At 43.0% G+C, this 15,803-nt stretch carries 13 protein-coding genes; 6 read left to right on the top strand and 7 right to left on the bottom strand.

What is annotated here, in order from left to right; translation table 11 throughout:
• Nucleotides 1–52: 52 nt before the first annotated feature.
• Nucleotides 53–1,108, top strand: a complete 1,056-nt coding sequence (locus tag B2727_RS19530; protein WP_033134408.1) for an SDR family oxidoreductase — start codon at nucleotides 53–55, stop codon at nucleotides 1,106–1,108.
• 70 nt (nucleotides 1,109–1,178) lie between these two features.
• On the opposite strand, the gene ligA is transcribed toward B2727_RS19530, so the two are convergent.
• The 4 genes from ligA to B2727_RS19510 form a co-directional block, all read right to left on the bottom strand.
• The gene (ligA, locus tag B2727_RS19525; RefSeq protein ID WP_005312571.1) at nucleotides 1,179–3,206 is read right to left on the bottom strand and encodes an NAD-dependent DNA ligase LigA; all 2,028 of its coding nucleotides are present in this window, start codon (nucleotides 3,204–3,206) and stop codon (nucleotides 1,179–1,181) included.
• A gap of 72 nt (nucleotides 3,207–3,278) precedes the next feature.
• On the bottom strand, nucleotides 3,279–4,280 hold the full coding sequence (locus tag B2727_RS19520; RefSeq protein WP_033134407.1) for a cell division protein ZipA C-terminal FtsZ-binding domain-containing protein: 1,002 nt from the start codon (nucleotides 4,278–4,280) through the stop codon (nucleotides 3,279–3,281).
• Between the two features lies 1 nt (nucleotide 4,281).
• Nucleotides 4,282–7,785, bottom strand: a complete 3,504-nt coding sequence (gene smc, locus B2727_RS19515; protein WP_033134406.1) for a chromosome segregation protein SMC — start codon at nucleotides 7,783–7,785, stop codon at nucleotides 4,282–4,284.
• 10 nt (nucleotides 7,786–7,795) lie between these two features.
• The gene (locus B2727_RS19510) at nucleotides 7,796–8,491 is read right to left on the bottom strand and encodes a GntR family transcriptional regulator (protein WP_004804879.1); all 696 of its coding nucleotides are present in this window, start codon (nucleotides 8,489–8,491) and stop codon (nucleotides 7,796–7,798) included.
• Nucleotides 8,492–8,843: 352 nt separating this feature from the next.
• On the opposite strand from B2727_RS19510, the gene B2727_RS19505 reads away from it, so the two are divergent.
• Together B2727_RS19505 and B2727_RS19500 are read left to right on the top strand one after the other, a co-directional pair.
• On the top strand, nucleotides 8,844–9,809 hold the full coding sequence (locus B2727_RS19505) for a hypothetical protein (RefSeq protein ID WP_033134405.1): 966 nt from the start codon (nucleotides 8,844–8,846) through the stop codon (nucleotides 9,807–9,809).
• 14 nt (nucleotides 9,810–9,823) lie between these two features.
• On the top strand, nucleotides 9,824–10,366 hold the full coding sequence (locus tag B2727_RS19500; RefSeq protein ID WP_033134404.1) for a GTP-binding protein: 543 nt from the start codon (nucleotides 9,824–9,826) through the stop codon (nucleotides 10,364–10,366).
• Nucleotides 10,367–10,376: 10 nt separating this feature from the next.
• Here the strand turns inward: B2727_RS19500 and B2727_RS19495 are convergent, their stop codons facing one another.
• The gene (locus tag B2727_RS19495; protein ID WP_004804875.1) at nucleotides 10,377–11,177 is read right to left on the bottom strand and encodes a sulfite exporter TauE/SafE family protein; all 801 of its coding nucleotides are present in this window, start codon (nucleotides 11,175–11,177) and stop codon (nucleotides 10,377–10,379) included.
• Between the two features lie 6 nt (nucleotides 11,178–11,183).
• Between B2727_RS19495 and B2727_RS19490 the strand changes: the two genes are divergently transcribed.
• Together B2727_RS19490 and B2727_RS19485 are read left to right on the top strand one after the other, a co-directional pair.
• A complete protein-coding gene (locus B2727_RS19490) occupies nucleotides 11,184–11,960 on the top strand; it encodes a biotin--[acetyl-CoA-carboxylase] ligase (protein WP_033134403.1) in 777 nt (258 codons plus the stop codon).
• Between the two features lie 15 nt (nucleotides 11,961–11,975).
• On the top strand, nucleotides 11,976–12,719 hold the full coding sequence (locus B2727_RS19485) for a pantothenate kinase (RefSeq protein WP_033134402.1): 744 nt from the start codon (nucleotides 11,976–11,978) through the stop codon (nucleotides 12,717–12,719).
• Here the strand turns inward: B2727_RS19485 and B2727_RS19480 are convergent.
• Nucleotides 12,689–13,276 (bottom strand): RBBP9/YdeN family alpha/beta hydrolase, encoded by a 588-nt coding sequence (locus tag B2727_RS19480; RefSeq protein ID WP_033134401.1) that lies wholly within the window; start codon nucleotides 13,274–13,276, stop codon nucleotides 12,689–12,691. The two genes, B2727_RS19485 and B2727_RS19480, sit on opposite strands and share 31 nt — an antisense overlap.
• Nucleotides 13,277–13,426: 150 nt before the next feature.
• Nucleotides 13,427–14,839 (bottom strand): signal recognition particle protein, encoded by a 1,413-nt coding sequence (ffh, locus tag B2727_RS19475; protein WP_005205566.1) that lies wholly within the window; start codon nucleotides 14,837–14,839, stop codon nucleotides 13,427–13,429.
• A gap of 147 nt (nucleotides 14,840–14,986) precedes the next feature.
• Between ffh and B2727_RS19470 the strand changes: the two genes are divergently transcribed.
• Nucleotides 14,987–15,796, top strand: coding sequence for a cytochrome C assembly family protein (locus tag B2727_RS19470; RefSeq protein WP_005205568.1), 810 nt, complete (start codon nucleotides 14,987–14,989; stop codon nucleotides 15,794–15,796).
• The last annotated feature ends 7 nt before the right edge of the window (nucleotides 15,797–15,803 follow it).

The following is a 15,803-nucleotide window of genomic DNA, read 5'->3' as shown; positions in this document are numbered from 1 at the left end:
AGCAAAATTCGGTAAATAACAGCAATCACAAAAACATAATGTGGAAACCACAATGGATAAAAGCAAACCAATTTTGGTCACTGGCGCGACGGGTTATATTGCAGGCTGGATTATTGAACGTCTGTTGAATCAAGGCTATACGGTTCATGCTACAGTGCGTGACCCATCAAAGAAAAATAAGATTCAGCATTTATATAATCTGGCAGATCAATCTTCTGGGAAGATTGAATTTTTTAAAGCAGATTTGCTTGAACCGCGTTCATTTGATGATGCAATGCAAGATTGTGAAATCGTGATTCATACCGCATCTCCATTTGTGGTGACCAATTATAAAGATGCAGTCAAAGACATTATTGAGCCTGCGGTGAAAGGCACAGAAAACGTATTAGACAGTGTCAATCGCACTGAATCGGTCAAACGTGTGGTGCTGACATCAAGCATTGCTTCAACCTATGGCGATGCAGTTGAGATTCAAAATACCGCCAATAATGAATTTGATGAGAGCCATTGGAACAATACCAGTAGTGAAACCCATCAGCCCTACCCTTATTCAAAAGTTGCTGCTGAGCGCAAAGCATGGGAAATGGCTGAACAACAAAGTCGTTGGGATTTAGTCTGTATTAATCCCGCCTTAGTGATGGGGCCTTCCCTCACCGATGCGAGCCAGTCAGGTAGTATTGAAGTATTACAACAGTTTGGTAATGGCACCACCTTATTTGGTGTACCGCCGATGTGGAATGGTATTGTCGATGTACGTGATGTTGCGGATGCACATGTGGCGGCAGCACTGAATCCAAAAGCACAAGGCCGTTATATTATTTGTGGTGGCACACTCAGCTTATTGGATATGGGCAAAGCACTCACACAAAAGTTTGGTTATAAATTCCCATTGCCACACTTTACTGTGCCAAAGACCGCTTTTGCTTTTGTGGCGCCAATCCTCGGTCATTCACGTGAGTTTGTAAAATTAAATATGGGTTATCCAATCTATTTTAATGCGCAACGTAGCGTCAAAGAACTCGGCATTGAATATCGCGATGTGCGTGAGAGTGTCTGTGAGCATTTCCAGCAATTGCTGGATGATGGCATTGTGAAAAAATATATTTAATATCAGAAAAAGGCGGCATAAATGCCGCCTTTTTTATCAGTTCGTGTTGACTCAAAATTTAGATAGAGAATCAGACTTCATACTGCTGCAAAAACTCTAAAAACTCTTGCTCATTCAACACTCGAATTTCAAGTTTTTGCGCTTTATCCAGCTTACTACCTGCTTTCTCACCAGCAACCACACATTTGGTTTTACTAGACACACTACCACTGACACGCGCACCCAAGGCTTGAAGTTTCTGCGTTGCTTCGTCACGCCCCATACTTTCCAATGTACCTGTGACCACCCAACTCTCACCATTCAAAGGCTGACGCGTTGGTGCAGTCGGTGCATCCCAATGAATGCCTGCTGCCATCAAACGATCCAACACTTCGATGTTATGCGGTGCTTGGAAAAAGTCGGCAATCCATTCTGCAGTAATATCACCGACATCAGGGGTTTTCTTGAGGGCTTCAATATCCGCAGCTTTCAACGCTTCAAGCGTCTGGAAGGTATTGGCCAACATACGTGCTGTGGTTTCACCAACACCACGAATCCCCAAGGCATAGATAAAACGCGCCAAAGTGGTTTTCTTGCTCGCTTCAATCGCATCAATCAAGTTCTGAACTGATTTCTCACCCATTTTTTCGATGGTCAATAAGGTGTCACGATGCTCGTGTAAATGATAAATATCAGCCACATCTTTGAGCAAGTCGAGATGCAAAAGTGACTCGACCCAACGATCACCCAAGCCCTCAATATCCAGCGCTTTACGTGAAACAAAGTGACGAATGGCTTCGATCCGTTGTGCTGCACAATACAGGCCACCTGAACAACGTGCTAAGGCCTCACCTTCTGGCATCACCACGGGTGAATCACAAACTGGACAATTGGTCGGAAGATGAACCATCTCCGCATCGGCAGGTCGGAACTCAGCCCAAACTTTCTCAACTTTTGGAATCACATCACCGGTACGGTAGACACTCACAGTATCGCCAACACGCACATCTAAACGATGGATTTCACCAATATTATGCAAGGTCACATTTGATACGGTTACCCCACCAACAAAGACGGGTGCTAAACGCGCGACAGGTGTTAGTGTGCCTGTACGCCCCACTTGCCAATCAATATTTTCAACTTTGGTGAGTGCAGCCTGAGCTGGGAATTTATAGGCCGTTGCCCAACGCGGTTCACGACTCAGAAAGCCGAGCTGTTGTTGCTGTTTAAGGCTGTCCACCTTAATCACCATACCGTCAATTTCAACCTTGAGGTCTGGGCGTTCTTGCTGAATCTGTTCATAACGTTGTTGTACTTCTTCAATCGAAGCACACAGAAATTGACGTTCTGCAATTTCAAAACCAAATCGGGTTAACCAGTGCAAACTGTCATGCATGGTTTCAAGACCATGATTCGGTACACACTGCGCAATTCCATAAGCATAGAACGCCAATGGACGTGAAGCTGCAATATTTGGATCAAGCTGACGCAAGCTTCCTGCTGCAGCGTTACGCGGATTGGCAAAGGTCTTGTCACCTTTGGCTTCCTGATCAGCATTGAGCTTTTCAAAGCCTTGCTTTGGCATCAATACTTCACCACGAACCTCCAGAAACTCTGGAATCGCTTGATGTTGACTGGATAATACTTTCGGCAAATTCCGAATGGTTTTAACATTCTGGGTAATATCCTCGCCTGTCTCACCGTCACCACGAGTGACACCACGAACCAAGACACCATTTTCATACCACAGTGAAATCGCTAAACCATCGAGTTTCAGTTCAACGTCATACTGGACTTTTTGATTCGGTAAACGTTCATCAATACGGCGCGCAAAGGCAAACAGATCTTCCTGATTAAAGACATTGCCCAATGACAGCATTGGCACCGCATGAGTCACACTTTCAAATTTTGACAGCGCTTGACCACCGACTTTATTGGTCGGTGTATCCGCCTGAATACATTCTGGATGTTGTTGTTCTAAGGCTTTCAGTTGATGAAATAAATGGTCATATTCACTATCAGAAATGGAGGGTTGATCCATCACATAGTAAGCATGATTGTGTTTTGCAATCAGTTGAATCAACTGACGCATTTGCTCAATGACTGAGTTGTGTTCCATTTAAATTTCACCATATAAAAGGGCGGAAAAACCGCCCTATAACTTTTCACTGAATTTATTATAAAAGATTCATTAAGCTGTTGCTTGATTTGGACGATAATCAATCACGTGATGACGCCAATGTTCTTTTAACTGCGGCGTAAATTCCAGATTATTTTCATCATAGACCTTACCATCGACTTCACGCGCAATTAAACCCGCAATACTGGTCATCATGTCATAACCCGTAACCGCCTTGCTGTTTGGTAATGCCAAGAAGAATGCAAGACCTTGCACCTGCTCACCAGATAAGGTTTCCAGATCAAAACCAGCTGGGCCATTATCCGTCATACGCAATACTGAGAACATCAAGGCACTTGGTTCATCGGTATTTTCATAACGATGGAAACATGACATTTCACCGAAACGTAAACCGTATTTCAATAATACTTTAAGTGCTTTATCACCTGACAAGGCACGGCGTGGATTCGGATAAACATTCAGGGCAATGATTTGCTCTGCAGTTGCTAAAGCACTTTCATCATCATAGCGTTGCTGTTCATGTAAATGCACATCCAGAATATTACTTTCGCCATCAAACTCTTCAATCGCGACGGTTTCAATATTTGGATTTAAGCTCAGCTCAGCTTCCGCTTTGCTTTCCTCTGCTTTCTCTGTAGCTTCTACATTTTCAGAGACGATTGCTGTTTCTGCTTCGGCTGCTACTGTCTCATCTTTTCGAGCCGCTTCCAGCTCTGCTACAGCTTCAACAGCCTCATCTGCTTTAGCAGTTTCTACTTCCGTCGTTTTGGTTTCAACACTAGTTGCATCAACGGCTTGCTCTGCCACATGCTCCGATACAATTGCTTCAGTATTTAAACTTGGCTCAACACGCTCAGTTGTGGTCACTACTTCATTTTGTAAAAGCTGGTCACGTACGTGACGTGGGATCACAGGTTGCTGACTTTCAGGATTAATATGTAACTCTGCTTCTAATGACGGCTCAACTGGTTTTGGTTTTCTTAAAATCATGATTAAACCAACGAGCATAATCGCAACGGCGGCAACAATGCCTATTATTGTATTCATTTCCATACTAAGACTCCGCAACTAACCCGTATTCTTTTGCCTGTTCTAAATCGACAGTCACTAATTTTGATGTACCTGGCTCTGGCATGGTGACTCCAAGTAAATCAGTTGCCATTGTCATCGCCAATTTATTATGTGTAATGTAAATGAATTGCACTTGTTCAGAAAGCTCTTTTACCAAATTACAATACCGTTGTACATTGGCATCATCAAGTGGCGCATCAACTTCGTCCAGTACGCAGAACGGTGCAGGGTTCAATCTAAAGATTGCAAACACCAAAGCCAAAGCGGTTAAGGTCTTTTCACCACCTGAAAGCAAGGCCAAGGAACTGTTACGCTTGCCGGGTGGACGCGCCATCAGTTTGACCCCAGACTGCCAATCATCTTCAAGGCTTAGAGTCGCTTCACCACCACCAAACACCTTTGGAAATAGCAGTTGTAACTCTTGATTGACCTGATCAAAAGTCGTCATAAACAGTTTACGGGTTTCCTGATCAATGCTTTTCATCGCATCTTTGAGCTGATCAACCGTAATTTGTAGATCCTGCATCTGATGACTCAACTCATCAAAACGTTGCGACACTTCCTCATATTCCAATGAAGCCGCCAAATTGACTGCACCGATTTTCTCGAATTGCTGCTGGGCTTTTTCCAGTTTCTGCTGATGATCTTTAATTTCAATTGACAGATCAGATAAAGCTTCCGCATTAAGTTCTTTCAACTGTTCCAGATAATGTTCACGATCTGATTTCGCCGCCTGCCAAGCCAAGCGCTTTTGTTCCAGCTGCTCGCGCACCTGCTCATCTTTTTGTTGGGCTAGATGGCGTTGTTCCGTCAGTTGCTGCTGTTTCTCTTGCACTTGATTGAGTTCAAGTTGCCATTCATTCCAGGTTTTTTGCAGCTTTTCGGTTTGCTGGAATTGCTGTTGGAATTGCGATTCCAAGTTTGGTAGCTCAAGCTGAATCGGATCAACAAACTTCTTGGCCTGCTCGATTTGTTCAATGATTTGACGATATTGCGTTTTCAGGAACGAGATATCTTTCTCTAACAATTCAATTTGTTGATTGGCTTGCGAGGTTTGACGACGTAAAGCTTCACGTTGCTGCTGTTGCTGACTCAACTGCTGTTGTTGCTCATCCAACTGTTCATTCAAGTTTTCAACCTGAAATTGCAAAGTTTTATAATTCGGCAATACAGCTTCTAATTTGATTGCTAATGCATGCAGATCAATTTCTAGATCATCACGCTGCATGGCATCTTCTTCAAGCTGCGCATCAAGTTGTTTCAGTTGATCTGCCAATTGCTGTTGCTGCAACACAAAGGCCTGTGCCGTACTTTGCAGTTTGGCAATTTGCACATCCAGCTGTTGTAACTCTTTTTGCTTTTGTTTCAAACTCTGCTGTTGTTGCTGCAAAGTCTGCTGCTTCTGTTGCAACGTTTGCTGCTGTTGAGAAAACTGATGTTCCAAATCAAGCAACTGCGGTTGTTGCTGTGCCAGTTGCTGTTCAATTTCTTCTAAACGGACTCGATGACTGAGCATGCCCTGCGCAGTTTGACTGTCTTCATCATAGTGCAGCGCAATCACCCAATCGGCGCCGACATGATAACCATCAAGCGTTAAAATGGATTGTGTATGCTGGAGATCCGCTTGACGTTCCAACGCAATCGCTAAATTCTCTGCAACGGCTACATTGGCCCAGAGTGAAGATTGTGGGGCTTCGATCCAATCTGATAGATATTTTAAATCTCCCCTAACCCCTCTTTGAGAAAGAGGGAAACTCCTCCCTTTATCAAAGGGATGAGGAACGGTTGTAGTTCCGCAAGAGGGATTCTTTAACTGTCGAGCCACACCTTCCTGAAATGACTGTTCACCATCCAGTAAATGCGCTTGCAGCCACTTGGCCAAGAACTTCTCAATAATGTTTGCATGCGCTTTAGCTTGAGTGCTTAAACGTAGGCTTTGCATCAATCGAACTGCATTTTGATCATGCTTCAGACTTTGCTTTGCGACGAGCTGAGTTAAGTTCTTTTGTTCAGACAATAAAACCTGAATCTCGGTTTTCAGACTCTGCACATCAGCCTTCTGCAACTGTTGTTGATCTTGCTGGGTCTGAACATCCTGCTGTAATTGCTCAATCGCGGTTTCTAACGCAATTATTTCCTGTTGCAGTTGCTGCTGTAATTGTTCTAACTGCGCCTGTTCATCATCCTGAACCTGAGCACGAATCTGAGTGCTTTGCGTTTGCAAGGTCTGCTTTTGCTGCTCAATCCGCAGAACATTCTTACCCAACTGCTCAATTTGCGCTGCCATCTGCAACTTTTTCTGTTGTTGCTGATCGACTTGGGCTTTCAGTTGTTCAAATTGCTGTTGTGCTTGCTTGTGCTGTGCCTGAACATCAGTAAAATTTTGCTCAGCCGTTTGTGTCTGCTGCTCTAAGGCAAGCAAGCTTTCATTTTGCTCATCAAATTGAGTGCTTAAGGTTTCAACCTGTAATTCAGAGAGTTGCAGACGATCTTTGGTTTGTACTTTCTGCTGTTCAAGTTGCAGCAAGCTGGTACTGTTTTGCTGGAATAAACTCTGTTTTTGTTCCAAGGTCATTTTTAATTCAGACAGTTTTTTCTCGGCCTGTTGCCATTCATGCTGCAAGGGTGAAGACTGCTGAATTAAGCGTTGGAATAAAGCACTGGTGGCTTCAAGATCGTGTTCAATTGTTTGAGATTCTGAACGAACTAACTTAAAGTTTTCACCCAATGCCGTCATTTCAACGGTATATTCTTGTTGTAGCTTTTGACTTTGATTGGCTTGGAACGAAAGAATTTCAATTTTTAAAGTTCGAATCTGCCCTTCTAAGGTCTTATATTGAATTGCGGCTTCAGACTGGCGCTTTAAGCTTCTCAGTTGGGATTTTAGTTCAGCAGCAATATCGTCTAAACGCGCCAGATTTTGCTCAGTATGCTCTAAGTGCTGCAAGGTTTCACGACGACGCGCCTGATACCGAGACACTCCTGCCGCTTCTTCAATAAACACGCGCATTTCTTCAGGCTTGGCATCGACCAGACGGTTAATCATGCCCTGCTCAATCACCGCATAAGAGCGCGGCCCTAAACCTGTACCCAAGAAAATATCAGTGATATCACGACGACGGCAACGTGTGCCATTTAAGAAATATTCAGATTTACCTTCACGGGTGACTTGGCGACGGACAGCCAGCTCGCTATAAGCATTATAAGCACCACCTAATTTGCCATAGGTATTGTCAAAACGAAGTTCAACACTGGCAACCCCGACAGGTTTGCGTTTGGCTGTTCCGGTAAAAATGACATCCTGCATACTGCCACCGCGCAATTGACGTGCGTTGGACTCGCCCATAACCCAGCGAATTGCATCGATGACATTTGATTTACCACAACCGTTCGGCCCAACCACTGCAGTACGGTTGGCCTTAAAATGTAATGTTGTACTATCGGCGAAAGATTTAAAGCCTGAAAGTTTTAAACTGCTTAAACGCATACTGCCCTAACTAGCGGCGTGAGCGTCTAGCCCAAGCCAATTCAATCTGTTTCATACGTGTCAGAGATTCCAACACAAGGTTGCGCAAGTGTCGACAAAAATCTTCCATAAATAAAGCAGCTTGTTGTGATTTTCGGATCAAAATAGCATCAATCACTAACTTAAACAGGGTAAACGATTCTTGTAGCTCTCGACGTGAAGTATTTAAGGTCAAAAAATAGCTACGGCGTAACGATGGCAGTAGTTCTTTATAGAATTGCATCAAATAGGGATTCGCCACCATTTCATGCTGGTCTGCCAGATATTTAAAGATTGCATCGTAAAATTTTTCGATATCGCCCGCACGAACAAACTCGACCAGTTGATCCAATAACGCTTGCAGTTGCTCCGCCTCATTGACTCGCCAGGTTTCGCTAATCCGCTGCACAATATGCCCGAGTACCATCACATTGGTATCAAATAGAGCTTTGACCTGTTGCGCTGACATTTCAGAGACGATCGCGCCACGACGTGGAAAAATTTCAATTAAATAAGTCCGCTCCAGTAACAACAGTGCTTCGCGAACCGAGCCTCGACTGACATCTAATTCTTTGGCAATGCGCAACTCTTGAATGCGTTCGCCTTCAACCAGCTCACCACTAATAATTTGTTCACTAATATACTTTGCAATCTGTTCAGAAAGACTATCAGCCTCTTCGAGATTCATGAGCCCCTCGCTATCTTTGTTATACGCATTGATTCAATGCTGTTTGCGCTTTTTTGTTTTAACTGATCTCGCCCCATAAATTCTATATCATTGTCTGACAATTTTATTGCTTTTTAAGCCAATTGCGCTAAAAAATCGCAATATAATTCTCAATATGTACTAAACACTCAGTTTTTCTATATTGAATATCAAATATTTATGCTTGCGCCTGATATTTAACCACACATCTGAAAAGACATTCTCTTATCGCTTTTTAATTGATACATGTCACAAAAAATAATATTTTCATTAATGGTATCGCATTTTAAATCTCCTACTGAATTGCTCAGTACATACATAGATGAGTCATAACATGGGTGTTCATCAAGCCGTCAATATTGCCATTTTTGGACTCAGTCTCAGAGCCTTGAATGAGTTAAAACAACAAGTTCAAACGGCTGTGCCGCAGCATGTCCAAATCAATTGGAGCAATATTGCCGAGCCACAACTTGATATTCTCATGATTCACCAAGTATTTTTTGACTCACCCAATATCAAGAGCCTACTGCAAAACAATAAAATCAATGTGCTGAAAATTGCCAATGATGCTGATAAAAATAGCGCCATCGAAGATGACACCCTATTTCTGCCCTTGAACCATCTTCATTCCTTGCATCACTGGCTGAGCCTTCATCTGGATGAACGCTTAAATCAAGCATCAGAAAATATCGAAACTGAAGATGTGCCAATCTTTCATCGCAAACAAATTAAAGACGTGTTGCAAGAAATTCAAAATCCTAAGAATGGCAAGATTCAGCTGTTTGATAACCAAGGACTACTCGCCATTGCCGACCCACGCAATCAATGGCTGTGGCAACATCCTGAATTTCATTCCTTTCAAACCGACCCAAGCCTGAACTATACCTATGCCACACAGAATAATTTGCATTGGATTGCAGATGCAGCTCAGCAAGACTTACAACAATGGCTTTGGCATTTACTTTGGACCTCTATGGATTTTGAGGAACTCTGTCCAACCTTTGCCTCAAGTTTTTATCTGCAATTCTGGCCACAACCCAAAAACAAACATGATCGCCAAGATATCTTGCGGATGGCAGCCTGTTTTGCACAAGGTGCACAGATCAGCATAGTTGCCCAACAACTTAACCTCCCCGAACAGAAAGTCAGACACTTTGTTGCAGCATGCTTGGGTGCACAGTGTGGAACGCTAATTAAAGATCAACAGGCAAAATATCGCCCGCAAACTCAGCAAAGTGAAACAGAACAGCATTTTATGAAAAAACTATTTGGTCGCTTACGCCATCGTTTAGGCTTTTAATCGAGGATACTTCTATGATTCTACATCAATATAAAATTGTCTTCGGTGGCACCATGGGTTCAGGTAAATCCACGGCGATCAAAGCGTTGTCTGAAATTGAGGTACTCAGTACCGAAGCATTGAACACCGATACCGAGTCCCATGACAAATTACTGACCACTGTTGGCATTGATTATGGTGAGCTAACGTTGGACGATGGTGTTAAGGTTGGTTTATATGGTACGCCTGGGCAAGACCGCTTTGATTTTATTTGGGCAGTGATCTGTAAGGGCGCAATCGGAACAATCGTCATGATTGACCATGCTGCTGAAAATCCTTTACTGGATTTAGAGCAATATCTTCAAGCATTTCAGCCCTTTGGTCATAATATTGTGATTGCAATTACCCATATTGACCGTATGCCAGAACGCACCTTATCCATGTATCGTGATTGGCTGGCAGCCAGAGAACTGAATTATCCGCTATTCTTTATCGATGCACGCCAGCAAGATGATGTACTTCTTCTGGTCGAAACCTTGATTGCCACCATTGAAGTACATTATGGCCTTACTCAATAAAAAAATTAGATCAGATCAGGCCTTTATAAATAAAATAGCTGCCAACCACCACCAATAGACCTGCAAAACATTTTTTCAGCATGGCTGGCGACAAACGATGTGCAACTTTGGCGCCAAATTTTGCGGTGATAAAACTCATCACACTAATACCCAAGAAAGCATAGATATGCACATAACCAATCGTGTTCGGCACTTCAATCTGCTCTTTGGCACCAAACCACATAAAGCCAATTGCTCCCGCAACTGCGATGGGTAAGCCACAGGCTGCGGAGGTCGCCACTGCCTTTTGCATCACCACACCATGTCGATTGAGATAAGGTACGGTGAGGCTACCCCCACCAATGCCAAAAATCGCGGATGCCACCCCAATGCCACCACCCGCGGCAAGTTGTAAAGGCGCTGACGGTAAATGACGATTTGGATCAACCACTGCATTTGCACCTCTAAACATCTTGTAAGCCATCCAGACGGCGAAGACACCAATCACCAACTGTAAATGCTGTCCTGACATCAGATCAGCCACACCCGCCCCCAGAAACGAACCGAGCACCAAGCCTGGTGCTAAATTGCGGAACACAGGCCATAACACTGCCCCTTTTTTATGATGTGCCATCACCGAACTGATCGAGGTCACAATAATGGTTGCCAATGAAGTTCCAACTGCAATATGCATAATCACATTCGGGTCATAATTCATTTGGGTAAAGACAATATATAAAATTGGCACAATAATTAAGCCACCACCCACACCGAATAGCCCCGCAGCAAATCCAGCAATTGCGCCAATCAGCAAATATATGATTAACTCCATAAACACATGACCACTCTACTTGTAAAAATGATGGATGATTTCGCAACCCGCCAGCTTCAGCAATTATTGAACGCAAAAAATCAATATCCAGAAGTGGTGCTACTCAAAACAACCACAACCTCGACCAATGATGATATGCGTGAAATTGCGCAAAAAGGCATAACGACAGGATTGGTCTGCAGTGCACTACAAACACAAGGTCGAGGTCAACACCAACGACAATGGGCCTCTCCTGAAGGCAATATTTATTTAAGCACACTGATTCAAAGCAAAACTGCACTGGATGGTCGCCTTGCCCTTGAAGTTGCTCTGAATATTTTACAGATGCCAAGCTTGCATGGCTTAACATTACAAGTCAAATGGCCAAATGATTTATATAGCCCACAAGGAAAATGGGGCGGAATTCTGGTTGAACCGCTTTCCCCTCATCAAGCAATTGTCGGTGTCGGCATTAACCTAAACACGCCCCCTGTGGAAAATGCAGATCAACCGATTAGCTCTTTGGAGATGCTCGGTTTAGCCAACATTGATCGTTTAACCCTGATTGCTGAACTGTATACCGCAATCCAGCAGGCAGCACAGTGGTTTGAACACGGTAGTTATAATTTAGCTGAACGTTTTAATCATCATGCGATTTGGCTGAATCAACAAGTTGAATTTGAATATACCCAAGGTAAAGTTCAGGGACTTTTTCAAGGAATTTCCAATGATGGTGCGGTACTGATCAAAACGGATCAAACCCAACAATTCTATCAAGGTCGTTTACGTCTCGCTTCGATTTGAGGAAATGATTATTCTATGAAAAGTTTATGGCTGGATATCGGCAATACCCGCTTAAAATATTGGATCACTGCACATGATCAAGTCATTGAACATGCGGCCGAATTACACCTGCAATCCCCTGCAGATTTATTGCTCGGCTTGATTCAGCACTTCCGCCATCAAAATTTAAGTCGTGTCGGGATTTCTTCGGTTCTGGATTCGGAAAATAACCAACGTATTCACATAATTCTAGATATTTTGGATATTCCGATTATTTTTGCCAAAGTCCATGCTGAATATGCAGGTTTAAAGTGTGGCTATGATGTTCCAAGTCAACTGGGGATTGACCGCTGGTTACAAGTCTTGGCCATGGCAAAGCCAGATGCAAACTTTTGTGTGATTGGCTGTGGCACTGCCCTGACCATTGATCTAGTCGAAGGATTGCAACATCTGGGTGGTTATATTCTACCCAACTTGTATCTGCAACGAGACTCGCTGATTCAAAATACCAAAGGCATTAAGATTCCTGACTCTGCCTTTGATAATTTAAAACCTGGACATAATACGGTGGATGCGGTGCATCATGGTATTTTGCTGGGCTTGATCAGTACCATTGATCAAATTATGCAGCAATCCCCTAAAAAGCTGATTTTGACTGGCGGTGATGCTACTTTATTCGCCAAGTTCCTCAGCCATTATCAGCCCCAAGTTGAATCCGATTTATTGCTCAAGGGCTTACGTCACTATGTTCAACTAAACTCAGCTTTGAGCAAAGTTTGAAGTACCTGTAGTAATTGTGGAAACTCACTAAAACCATCTTCTGCCCGAAAATGCCCAGCTTGAGCCACCTCAATCAGTTGGGCATTGAGTAAATTAGAAAATTTAAAAGTCAGTGGTACAGGCACAATGGGATCATTACTGGAAAAGAAAACCAAACGTCTTTGAATATTGGCACGCAATACACCACTCTCAAAAGTTGAATGTTCAATAAAGGTATTGAACTCAGAATCTCGTGAAATCGGATCATTAAAAGCTGCGATAAACACCCCTGCTTTCAAGGTAGTTTGCTTCAGTTTCTTTGCTAGAAATCGAGCTACCGCAACACAGGACAAACCATGTGCCACCACAATACTCTGCTCATTTAGCGCTTTTAACTGTGCATCCAAACAGGTTTGCCAAATCTCCGCTTCAGGGTGACTCGCATCAGCCAGAAAAATCCGCTCAACCGCAACTGCTTCACTTTTCAATTGCTGTTCTAGCCAGTGATACCAATGTTGTTCTGGATCTGCATGCTCACAATGTATAATAAACACCTTATTTTTTGAATTATGTGACATATTCAACACTACTTTTCAATGTAAAACATAGACTTATTTTTAATTTTCTTCCTTTTAAAGCAGCTTGAATGTTGATGTTTTGTATTAAATTTATACAGCACGCTCGCATTAAAAAAGGCGCATCAAGCGCCTTTTTAGGATGTATAGAGCTTACTTTTTCTGGTCATTACTGCCAAACAAAGGCCCCATATTACCGCCACCACCACCAAATTGTTTTTGCATATTGCCTAATGATTTCAGCATTTTGCTCATACCCGATGGATTGGCAAATTTCTTCATCATCTTCGCCATTTGCGCTTGTTGCTTGATCAACTTATTGACCTCAGCCACATCCATACCACAACCGGCTGCAATACGTTTTTTACGGCTTGGATTCATCAAATCAGGATTACGACGCTCTTTGATCGTCATCGACTGAATGATGGCTTCCATACGCTTAACTTGTTTTTCAGGGTTGGCTTTTTCAATCGCATCCTGAATACCCGCATTGCTCATACCAGGCAACTTGTCCAAGAAGCCCATCATGCCGCCCATTTTGCTCATTTGCTCAAATTGCATCAGCATATCTTCAAAGTTGAAGGTTCCGCCTTTCTGCAATTTCTTCGCCATTTTTTCGGCTTTTTCTTTGTCGATTTTGCGTTCAACTTCTTCGACCAAAGAAAGGACGTCACCCATGCCCAAGATACGTTGTGCAACACGATCTGGATGGAATGGCTCAAGTGCATCTAGCTTTTCACCAATCCCTAAGAATTTAATTGGCTTGCCTGTGATGGCACGAACAGAAAGTGCCGCACCACCGCGTGCATCACCATCCGTTTTAGTCAGGATCACACCAGTTAAAGCTAAAGCATCATTAAAGGCTTTCGCTGTATTGGCCGCATCCTGACCTGTCATCGCATCGACAACAAATAAGGTCTCAGTTGGTTTAACCGCAGCATGTAATTCTTTGATCTCGTCCATCATGTCTTCATCGACATGCAGACGGCCTGCAGTATCGACAATCAAAACATCAGCGAATTGGATTTTCGCTTGTTCAATGGCACGATTCACAATATCAATTGGCTTTTCAGTTGCTTCTGAAGCAATAAAACCCACACCAACTTCATTGGATACAGTTTCTAACTGCTTGATCGCTGCTGGACGATACACGTCAGCAGAAACAGTCATGACTTTTTTCTTTTGGCGTTCTTTTAGGAAGCGCGCTAATTTTGCAGCCGTTGTGGTTTTACCCGCACCTTGCAAACCTGCAAGCAGAACAACAACAGGTGGTTTTGCACTTAAATCTAGTGTTTCATTGGCCTCACCCATCATCTTGGTGAGTTCATCATAGACAATCTTTACAAATGCCTGACCAGGGGAAAGCTGAGTCATCACCTCTTGACCGAGCGCTTCTTCCTTAACCTTCGCGATAAATTCACGAGTTACAGGTAACGCCACATCGGCTTCAAGAAGTGCCATACGTACTTCACGTAAGGTATCTTTAATATTGTCTTCGGTCAGCTGCCCTGAGCCAGTAACATTTCTTAAACTCTGTGTGAGTCGTTCTGTTAAGGTATCAAACATTGCGAAATCCGCTTAAAATGGCTAGTTGCAAAAAAATCTTTCTTAAAATAGAAAATTTATGCGTAAGATGCTATAGGATACTGTAGTTCGAAGCGAATTTATATCTTATATGGTGAATATTATTCATCCTCCTGCAAAAGGTTTGACATGATCAGTCTCCCCTTGGTTTACACAATTTTGGCACTCATCGCCTATACCAGTTCATTTTGGTATTTGTTTATTCGATTGATGTCAAAACGTAGTCCAAATCTTTGGTGTTATGGTCTTATGGTTGGACTAGGGTTAGTACTGCATAGTACTGTGCTCTACCAAGACATGATGACACCGATTGGGGTGAATTATGATGTCTTTAACCTGATGTCATTTACTTCAGGACTGATGTTAGCGCTGAGTTTGATTTTGAGCCTGATCCGCCCAATTCTGCCACTCAACCTGATCGGTACACCTGTTGCCGCTTTTGGTTTAATCTTAGGTTTTGCCTTTAGCCAACCGAATCAAATTATTGAACAACATAGCTTAGGCTTAGATTTACATATTATTCTGTCATTATCGGCCTATGCAGTTTTGCTCATGGCAACCATTCATGCTGTGTTGCTCTGGTTCCAAGATCGGGAACTAAAAAAGAAGCAAAAACGACGGATTTGGGTGAACTTACTGCCGCCATTTCAAGTGATGGAGTCCCTGTTATTTGACTTGATTATCACAGGTTTTGGTCTACTGACAGCAGCCTTGTTATTTGGTTTCTTCACCATTGATAATTTCTTTGCTCAGCATCTGGCACATAAAACCGCCTTTAGTATTATTTCATGGTTCTTATACGGCGCCTTGCTCATCGGGCATTACAAATTTGGCTGGCGTGGCCGTAAAGCCATTCGTTTTACCATTACTGGTTTTGTCCTGCTCGCCATTGGTTTTATGGGCAGTAAATTTGTTTTAGAAATGATTTTAGGACGCTAGTTCTTAC

Origin of the sequence: Acinetobacter sp. UBA991 (genome assembly GCF_002292065.1) — a bacterium.
In the GTDB taxonomy this organism is placed as follows: domain Bacteria; phylum Pseudomonadota; class Gammaproteobacteria; order Pseudomonadales; family Moraxellaceae; genus Acinetobacter; species Acinetobacter higginsii.
Note: the sequence above shows the minus strand (reverse complement) of the source record. Positions and strands in the feature narration are given on the sequence as shown.